Origin of the sequence: Alkalibaculum sporogenes (assembly GCF_009362815.1) — a bacterium.
GTDB classification, from domain to species: domain Bacteria; phylum Bacillota; class Clostridia; order Eubacteriales; family Alkalibacteraceae; genus Alkalibaculum_A; species Alkalibaculum_A sporogenes.
This window is the reverse complement of sequence record NZ_WHNX01000058.1, coordinates 1-9,166: the sequence shown is the minus strand read 5'-3', so window position 1 is coordinate 9,166 and position 9,166 is coordinate 1. Positions and strand designations below refer to the sequence as shown.

8 protein-coding genes are annotated in these 9,166 nt (G+C 34.6%); 2 read left to right on the top strand and 6 right to left on the bottom strand.

The window, feature by feature from the left end:
• Positions 1-574: 574 nt before the first annotated feature.
• Positions 575-1,909 (bottom strand): aminomethyltransferase family protein, encoded by a 1,335-nt coding sequence (locus tag GC105_RS16205; RefSeq protein ID WP_152806920.1) that lies wholly within the window; start codon positions 1,907-1,909, stop codon positions 575-577.
• 135 nt (positions 1,910-2,044) lie between these two features.
• On the opposite strand from GC105_RS16205, the gene GC105_RS16200 reads away from it, so the two are divergent.
• On the top strand, positions 2,045-2,932 hold the full coding sequence (locus tag GC105_RS16200; protein WP_152806918.1) for a LysR family transcriptional regulator: 888 nt from the start codon (positions 2,045-2,047) through the stop codon (positions 2,930-2,932).
• 479 nt (positions 2,933-3,411) lie between these two features.
• Positions 3,412-3,600 (top strand): hypothetical protein, encoded by a 189-nt coding sequence (locus GC105_RS16195; RefSeq protein WP_152806916.1) that lies wholly within the window; start codon positions 3,412-3,414, stop codon positions 3,598-3,600.
• Between the two features lie 625 nt (positions 3,601-4,225).
• On the opposite strand, the gene GC105_RS17550 is transcribed toward GC105_RS16195, so the two are convergent.
• From GC105_RS17550 to GC105_RS16175, 5 genes are all read right to left on the bottom strand, one after another.
• Positions 4,226-4,351 carry a hypothetical protein gene (locus GC105_RS17550; RefSeq protein WP_281350146.1) on the bottom strand — a complete coding sequence of 42 codons (126 nt, stop codon included), beginning with the start codon at positions 4,349-4,351 and terminating at the stop codon, positions 4,226-4,228.
• Between the two features lie 12 nt (positions 4,352-4,363).
• The gene (locus GC105_RS16190) at positions 4,364-5,524 is read right to left on the bottom strand and encodes a uroporphyrinogen decarboxylase family protein (protein ID WP_152806914.1); all 1,161 of its coding nucleotides are present in this window, start codon (positions 5,522-5,524) and stop codon (positions 4,364-4,366) included.
• 209 nt (positions 5,525-5,733) lie between these two features.
• Complete coding sequence (locus tag GC105_RS16185) at positions 5,734-7,095, bottom strand: aminomethyltransferase family protein (protein WP_152806912.1); 1,362 nt, start codon at positions 7,093-7,095, stop codon at positions 5,734-5,736.
• 106 nt (positions 7,096-7,201) lie between these two features.
• Positions 7,202-8,806: a PucR family transcriptional regulator gene (locus GC105_RS16180; RefSeq protein ID WP_152806910.1), complete on the bottom strand. Its 1,605-nt coding sequence runs from the start codon at positions 8,804-8,806 to the stop codon at positions 7,202-7,204.
• Positions 8,803-8,988, bottom strand: coding sequence for a hypothetical protein (locus GC105_RS16175; protein WP_152806908.1), 186 nt, complete (start codon positions 8,986-8,988; stop codon positions 8,803-8,805). The genes GC105_RS16180 and GC105_RS16175 overlap by 4 nt, the downstream gene beginning before the upstream one ends.
• Positions 8,989-9,166: the final 178 nt, after the last annotated feature.

The following is a 9,166-nucleotide window of genomic DNA, read 5'->3' as shown; positions in this document are numbered from 1 at the left end:
TTTATTTTTTTGTCCGTTACCCGATTATCAATAGATATATTTGTAATATTCTGTATCTAAATTGCTAATGTTTGAAATATGTCCCCAGTTGTTTTTTAATATTATAAATGAGGTGAAAAAATGATAAAAGAATCAAACCAAGACGTGTTGGAAAAAATAGCAAAAGATATTCTGCATGCAGAAAGTCATGAGGAGACTAATAACTTTGTTAACATGGTAATATATAGTATATTATTAAGCAATTAATCAATTGATTAATAATTATAAATATTACTACTATATAGACATTGTTCTTACGTATTACATAAACTATAGAAATAGCAGCTGCATAATCATAAAATGGTACATAAAAAGCTAGTATTTTAACCGCTTTTTCCTGTATTTATATAGTTTATTACATACTCTGTAACAAAACATATTCGTAAAAATTGCATCAACAATCATGCAAATCAAAAGAGAACTATTGATTATATCATTGAACAAAAGTGCCATATATGAGAAAAATATAAGAAAGTCCTACTATTAGTTTGTTGTGCTAATAGTAGGACTTATGCTTACTTTGTTATTGTTGTATTTAATTTCTATTATCTTTTTTATAAGGTACTTCAGCGACGGTTGCACGAATCATGGTTTGACGTTTTCCTTCTGAACCATAAACAACATAGACCTCTTCTTCTAAATCTGCATAATTAATATCTAAATATGCGATGGAAAGGAATTTTCTAAATTGAATGCTGTATCCACGATTAGAAGCAAAACCAATAAATTGTTGATCTTTATTCAGTATTGGCAGAACTGGAGGCTGGCCATTTGACATTTCTGATGTATTGACAGGCATAGCCATTTGTTCAAGAGGTTCCTGATCAGTATCAAATAAGGATGCAACAATTGATATGCAATCTTCATTGTTCCATTCCAAAGTTCTTGAGATGTGAGTTGGTGATTCCATCTCTTTCAAAAGAATATCTTTCCCAGGGAAATCTCTTGTTTTATCAATCAAATTGCCCCAACCAAAGTCAACGGGTGAGCGATATAGAGTTTGAGCCTGTGCCTCTTTTGGGAGGTTTGATGGCATAAAATCTATCCAAATCGTTGGAAAGAATGCCTGCAAATGATTTACAATCATGCTGCGGAAGCCAAGCTGTCTAAGACCAAATTCTTTCCCTGCTTCAACAATCTGTTTCCAAATAAATGAACCATCTTCAGCATCACCAAACAACTCATAACCTATTTCCCCAGACATACCACCACGGTATAAACGCACTTTTCGCCCTGCGATTGTAATATCTTTGAATCGAATAAAACCAAGGTCATCAATATTTTCATCACATACTTTCTCAATGACTTTCTTAGAAACTGGTCCTTGTACATGGAAGTTGTAAATTTCTGATGTTACTGTTTCGGCTTTTATGTCGAATCCATCAAGTTTTAACATTTGTCCATCTGCCATAGTTAAACCAGCAGTTAATAAAAACTGATTTTCCCCCTCGCGAAAAGCGATACCATCGCCAATCATTTTACCATCTGGAGTGATGGAGACTATATGTTTAGCCTTTCCAACAGGTAAATTTTTGTAACTATTAATTGTGCTGGCCTCTAAACAGGCAACAACATCTGGGCCAGAAATACGTATTTTTTCAAGCCATGACCAATCTCCAATGTAGCCGGTTGTTGAAATGCTATTTGTTTCATCCATCCAGCCGGTATATTCATATGGAATCAGTACACTGTGTAACTGTGCATAAGTGGGCATCTCTCCTATTGCTAATTGTCCGTAAGGAGATGTTTGAGCCTGTACTGCAGGTGAAAAGGCCATAGATTTTCCACCGTAAATAGACTTTTCAGAGTCAAACCGCTCTGCCCATGTTTTTCGCATTTCTTCGCCATTAATTTTCTCAAATACTTTCATTGTAATCCTCCTTTTAAATCTTCTTACTACTAATAGTATAATGGATATCCAAAACGAGGGGTTATTCTAATAATCACATGGTTATGTTATAATTGTATAATAGATATATGTACTACAAAATGCAGGAGGGCAGTTATGAATATAGATTATATTAGAGAATTTCAAGTGTTGGCAAAGGAGTTAAACTTTTCATTGGCTGCTCAAGAGCTATTCATGTCACAACCGGTTTTAAGTAGACATATTGCATCATTAGAAGAAGAGATCGGATTACCATTACTAAAACGTTCGACACATCAGGTGAAGTTAACAGAGTTTGGGAAAGAAGCGTTAGAAACATTTGAAGATATTATGCAAAAATATGATACATTATTAGAAATAGCTTACAATAAAAATAAAAATATAAACTCATCAGGGAAATTAATCGTAGGGATTTTATATTATTCCTTGGACTATCGCTTCGGGGAATTTATACCAATGTTTAGAAAAAAATATCCAAATATTAATTTGGAATTAAGGACTTACCAACCACATGAGTTATATCAAGATATAATAAAAGGAAATATAGATATTGGAGCGTTACAAGTTGGAAAATTTCCAGAAATTGATCAACTTTATATACATGAATTTCAAGAGTTTTCAATGATAGCAGGTATGAGCAATAAACATTTGCTGGCAAAAAAAACAAAAATCAGTTTAAAAGACTTGCAGAACGAGACAATAATTGAGTTGAAAGAAGATTTTTGTAGTAGAATTACAACACGAGAAATGCTTGAGAAGGTGGGAATTGTTTTTAATAGAACAATAGTAAGTGAAAATGTCGAGACAATTTCACTTACTATACAAGAGAGTAATGGGGTTTGCTTAATGGGCGAAGACTGTAAATGGCAGAAAAAAACTCAACTTGCATACATTCCCATAGCAGACAAAGCATTTGTCGAGAAAATTGCTTTTCATTATCATAAAAGGAATGAGAACCCACTAATTCCGACTTGGTTAGAAGAGATTGACAGTTTTTTTGCTTAATAAATAATGATTGATTTAAACCTACAAGGCATATGCAACCATAAGGAAACCGTCATCCCTACTATAAGAGATGGCCGTCATCTGAACCTTAATATTTCCCCAGTCTACTTGACAAGGAACATACCATTTTTAGCCCTTACTTTTACGTCAATTCTTGCATATCTCAATTTTGGAGTATACACAAAACTTGGAATACCAATATAGAGCTTAATTGATGTAATACTCAAAGGTTATATGCGGCAAAAAATGATCCCGAAACAGCATTGCTAATCTTACCTGGTTTATGGCAATCACCTAAGATACAAAACTGATTTACTCCTGAATCAAGAGCAGAAAATCATAGGGACATATCTCAATAATTTATTAGTTTTAATATAACATATCTATTAATATATATTTTGCTTTTTTAAATTTCTATATTGCAAATCGCCTCAAAAGATGCCATACTAGAACCAAACATACATTCGGTGGTGATTGTATTGCCTAGAGTTGCAAGAAGAAGAAGTCCAGAAACTCCACACCGTTATAAAGATATCTGTAAAGAAATTGGGAACCTGAATCTCTCACAAGTTGCTAGACTCTCTGGTAAAGGGTTTACACTTATTTATGGGGAGCCTAAATATCAAAACTTATTACCACAATTACTAGAAAAAATAAGAGCTGCCTAAACAACCCTTATTCATAACTTCCCCTACTTTTAAGATCCATTAATAAATGGTTTTATTACCATGTCAATATCTTTCTTTCACACAAGCTAACAATTTAGTTAGCCTTATTTTTTGCCCCATTTCTCAATTATTTTAGGGATAAGAATATATATGAATAAATGTAAAATTGAAATCGATCCTTAATCATCCCTAATTATTGTTTAAATTGCAAAGGTTGAAAACTGTCCCTATTGGTTTTGTATTCATCTGGATAAGTCAATCCAGTAGGTGTCGCAAAAATACGGTTTCTATAAGTTGCATTCTTAATACGGCATGGACTAAATAAATGTGGATACTTTCTCATTCTTTACCTTCCTCCTCATTATAGAATAAGATTGCTTACAATTTTTATAAGCGATTCTATAACAATTATATAAGCAGAAATCCTTATTGTAATCATTAAAAAAGTATTAATAAATTCATCTTTTTCGTCATTTTTGACGACAAATTTACTCAAATATCCCACAATTGCCCCTTAGAGGTATAACCCGTTTAACTGAGTAATCTATAAGCCAAGTTCTGCAAAACCTTTGGGGACAGTTTCAACATTAAAACTTTAATAATAAACCTATCCCATATCTAATAGTTAGATTGCCAATAACATGAATTTAACTATAGTCATAAATCCTTCACGGGCTTCATCGTTTGGAAGGAATTGCAATTCTGTTTCCTTTAGTTCGTCCAGTATTTCTAATACAGTTTTATCTTCCATTTTTATTTCCTCCTATTTGTATACGCCATAGTTATGGACAAAATTATTAACAGCAATCAAGTTTTCTTTGTTTACATCCCCCTTGGATATGAGTTCTCTATTGGAGGTAAAGATATAACCACCACCAGGAGCACATTCATCCACTACTTTTTTAGCATAGTCGATACATTCCTGTTTTTTCCCAAATTGTAGCAGATTGACAGGCATCCCACCGGCAAGGGTAATATTATCGCCGACTTTCTTCTTCATTTCGAAGATATCATCACCTTCGACAATACCGATAGCGAAATCCTTTGGCAGTGAGTTTAGAAATTCAGATTTATTATTCCATTCACCTTCAAGGAATATAATAAGCTTACCGCCGCGTTCATAAATTTGTTTAATCAGTTTTTCATAAGTAGGCGCGAAAAATCTGTCAAATTGTTTAGGACTGAGGAATGTCGGAACGTGCATCATTGTTGCATAGAATGGGAATTCCGGCACGGATGTTGATGTGGGATCGATTCCCATAAACTTATTAGAAAAATCATACAGTGCATTGATTGCGGCTTCCAGTTCGTCTTTGCGGCGTCTTAGGTCAAGAGAAATCCCTTTAAAACCGCGCATATAATCAAAAACTATGTCCATTGCAGCATAAGCATAGCCCCCAGCCAGAACAGGCACATTATATTCGTTCTTCAGAATTTCTTTAAGTTCAGTCGCTATAGCACCCTTGGTTATTACTCGATTGATCATAGCTTTCAAGACCTCATGTTTTTCCTCTGTAGTACCGACCAGTTTTTTTGCTTTTCTTTGAAGCATCTCATTGAATATAAAATCCATTGGATCTGCAATCAGTTTAGCATATTCGCTATCTAACATCGGTGCATTTTCTTTATTCTGTATAGTCTGTCCATCCTCAGAAGCAAAATAGCTTTCGCTACCGACCGTCCTTGCAGTCAATGGATCGGCAATAATTCCACTTGTCAAGGTAGCATCAGAATAGATATCCTTATGTGGTGCGCAGAAGTATTCAATTTCCTTGCGCGGATCCTTTTCTATTTCGGCGAGAGTGCCATTAGCATAGCCTATAGCATATGTACCAAACATTGAAAGGATTGGCACCTTATCCGGTTCTTTGTGATTTACTGTTGTAAGAATTCGATCAATACGTTCTTGATATGAGTCACTCATATTTATTCCCCCTGTTTTTTATAGTTTTGTTATGGAATACGTAAGAACAATGTCTATATAGTAGTAATGTTTATAATAGAGCCCTCTTTATATAAGTCTCCAAGTTGTCAATTAAGTATTTTCCATCAGATGCATGAACAACTTCACAACAAAAACCGCCTGAATGTTTCAGGATAAGCAGGCGGTTTGTAATGTCTTCCTGTAGAGTGTTATCTATTCAAAAAATCTGGCACTGGAATATTTGATGTATCAAATTTTTCGTTTCTGAATTCTTCGTTAAAGTATGGGAATTTAGCAATTTTAGCCTTGATCTCCACTTGAGGCGACCCTGGAGATCCCCATAAAACGGCAACTTCGTTCCCTTCAACTGCAAATTCTTTATCAATTATAGCAAGAGAAATCATTCTTTTGCTATAATAATCATTAGTTTTTGCAGATGCCACTCCTATAAACTTTCCATCCAACAGTACTTTCCATGCATAAACAACAGTCGGCCGTTCATTCCATTCAAAGCCATCTAAGGGTTTTTCAATTGCATCAAATGGTTCAACCTCAGTACCCCTAAATTGAGAAGCAAAAACTTTCCCAATATCATCCGGGTCCCATTCGAGTGTCACTACTGTTTTAGGCGGATTATTTGCGATTTTTTGAAGAGCTTCCTTACCTATAAAGTCATATTCAAAGTTTACCAAGTCCCCCCAATTAACATCATAAGGTGTTGCGTAGTAATGCTCATGGTTATCAGAACAACTACCTTTCAGTAAACTCTCAGTTGTAATCCCCCATGGATTTAAGAATGCTTCCTGATAATATTTACTACGAGGATCACCTTCCGTCATCAGTGGAAAGCAGAAATGGAGGTATTGGTTAGGGTAGCCTCCTGGAGTGTGATTCATACGATAGGTACGGTAGCCTTGCTGTTTGATACCAAACTCTTTACCCGCTTCCAAAATGAGATCATAGACTTCCTCACCTTTTTCAACGGGACCATGAACCTCATAAGCTAGGTTTCCGGACATACCTAGTCTCATAATTGACATTTCTGAGCCCGCAATGTTTACAATTTGTCTTTGAGCAAATTTCATTCCGTGTAAATCACATTGGCAAGCCTTTTCTAAGATTTCTAGAGATTTAGGTCCATCAATTTGGAAGAAATATTCATCTTGAATCATATGACCTTGTACATCCATACCAAGATTTTCGACATAATAGTTTAAAAGTGGCGCCAACCAATAGGTACGGAAGTGATTCTCATCCAATTTAATCAATGCACCATGACCGATCATTAATCCCTCTTCATTACACATAATGGTATGACGTAGAGAATTAATTTTCATTTTCCCATAATCTCGGTTAACGGAAACATAATTCAAAAGCTTGACTGCATCTGGTCCATACACATCATATACCGGCGAAATACTCAGGGCACAGCCAATGGATGCAGTTTTTCTAGTGGCTAAAAACTCGTCTTTCGGACCTGTGTAGTCAAATGGGGAAGTAAAAGGCCCTAATGGCATTGTGAGATTCGCGTTCTCCAGAATCTTACTGTTACCTGCTTGTAAAATACTCATAAAATCTACCACCTTTCATATTCTTTAATTAATACAACTGTCTTTTCATATTAATAATATTAAAAATATTCAGAATTAACAATTGCACTTTTGCTGAAATAATGGTCTAGATTTGTGCAGTTTTGCATTTTTTTCTTAATTCAATCCAGTGTAATACTCTGCAAGTGTAGATGATATCCAAGGCTTCCTTCAGTTCAAACTCATCGATACCCAGTATTTCCTTTATTGCATCAAGTTTATACTGTAAAGTATTTCTGTGAATATACAGCTCTTCTGCTGTTTTAAGTTTATTTCCATTATTAAAATAGTACATTCCCAGTATTTTCAGATAATCAGTATGATGTTCTTTGTCATAGTGGTAGATCCTTAGAGCCATGGGATGGCTAAATGTGTTCATATCAACAATATCTTTCGTTTTTTCATAGAGGTATTCTATGGAATAATCTCTAAAGTAATAGGTTTCTTGACTAGGATCTTTAACACTACCCAGTTCAATACCTGCCATGGCTTGCTCTAGATAGTTCTTTAATTTTCCATAGGTTTCAAACACTTCACTGATGCCTATTACGAAGTCATGGAGATAAAAGAGATCCTCCATATCTTGATGTTTTTTTATGATGTCGTTCTTTGTGAATAGATCATTAAAAATTATCACCAGGTACCTTTTATAAATAACTGTAATCTCATTAGTTTTTAACTCTCTTTCAGTTCTTGATGTATAGGTGACGTATAAATTGGCCAAATCCCTTCTACTTTCTTCATCGTTTTTTATGCTTTTGAAGTCTAACACCAATACTCTAAAGTATTTCTTTTTTGTTCCGAAATGCTGCTTAACATAATAGGCAACAATATTTTCTCTTATACTTTTACCCCGTAGTAAATTGAGGGTAACTTGCTCTCGTTTGAACATGTTAACAATCGATACAACATTACCAAGGCACCAGGATATTTTTAGCAGTAATGAAAACTGACCGGCTGTGAAGTGGCTCCATACTTGAGTAGATCCCAAAAAACCGATTGGGTGTGTGTCTTTATTGTACGCATATATTTCCACCGCAACAGCCTCACGCCCAATGGAAGATTCATTCTTCGCTACAAAATGTATCTTCCCAGAGGCGTAATGTTTTGCTGAAGAAAACATATTATAGCATATTGATGTCCCTCCATAATAATGCTTAAATAAATCATCCCAAATTTCATCATGATAATCATTTGGGAAAGAACCTGACCATGCAGTGCAAGCTGCGGTGTTGTCAATCAGCGCAATAGGATTTTTTAAAACTTGTGCAGAAATATTCAACATTTTCCCTATAGGTTCATTGTTTAAAATGGAATGCATGAGGTTGTCAAACCAAGAATTGTATTTTTCGAAAATATCCACAACCCTCTTATAAATGTTGTTGATTTCCTCGGTAACATTATTTTTGCTCTTGGCGCTTATTCTAATGATATCAACATGATCAGGTATTTCTAATTTGCTTATAGATTCATCGTTGATTAATATGATAGCGTTTATGCAGTATACATCAAAATCATGTTTTGGGAATTCATCACCGCATATATACACATACACTCGCTCTTTAACATCATTCTTTATATCATCACAGAATAATTTTACCCCAGACAGTGCTAATTCAATGGAGGGGTTACATCTAATTTCTTCGATGACCTCCGACAACTCATCACACAATACGTGCATGTTTAATTTCATGCTAACACCCCTTTATAGAGATAAAATCCCTTTTGATTCAGTTCATCCCTCTTTGATTCAATATATACACTATTCTTGTCTTTTACCGCATATTTAAGGTTAGATAGCGCACTTACTACAGTTATATCTTTAGTAACAGACGTCATATATATAGATCCATCATATCCCAACTCAAGTAGCAATGGAAGTCGTCCTATATAATCAGCATATATTATTTAGGGGACGCTTCTCAATTTTTGCTACTTTTGCATTTATTTATAGAAACAGTAGGGACGGGACTTTTTGTTCTTAAATTCGACCATCTTTATTTACTACCAATAGAATCCATAACTCTTTAAAGATATAAATTTTAGAGTTTAT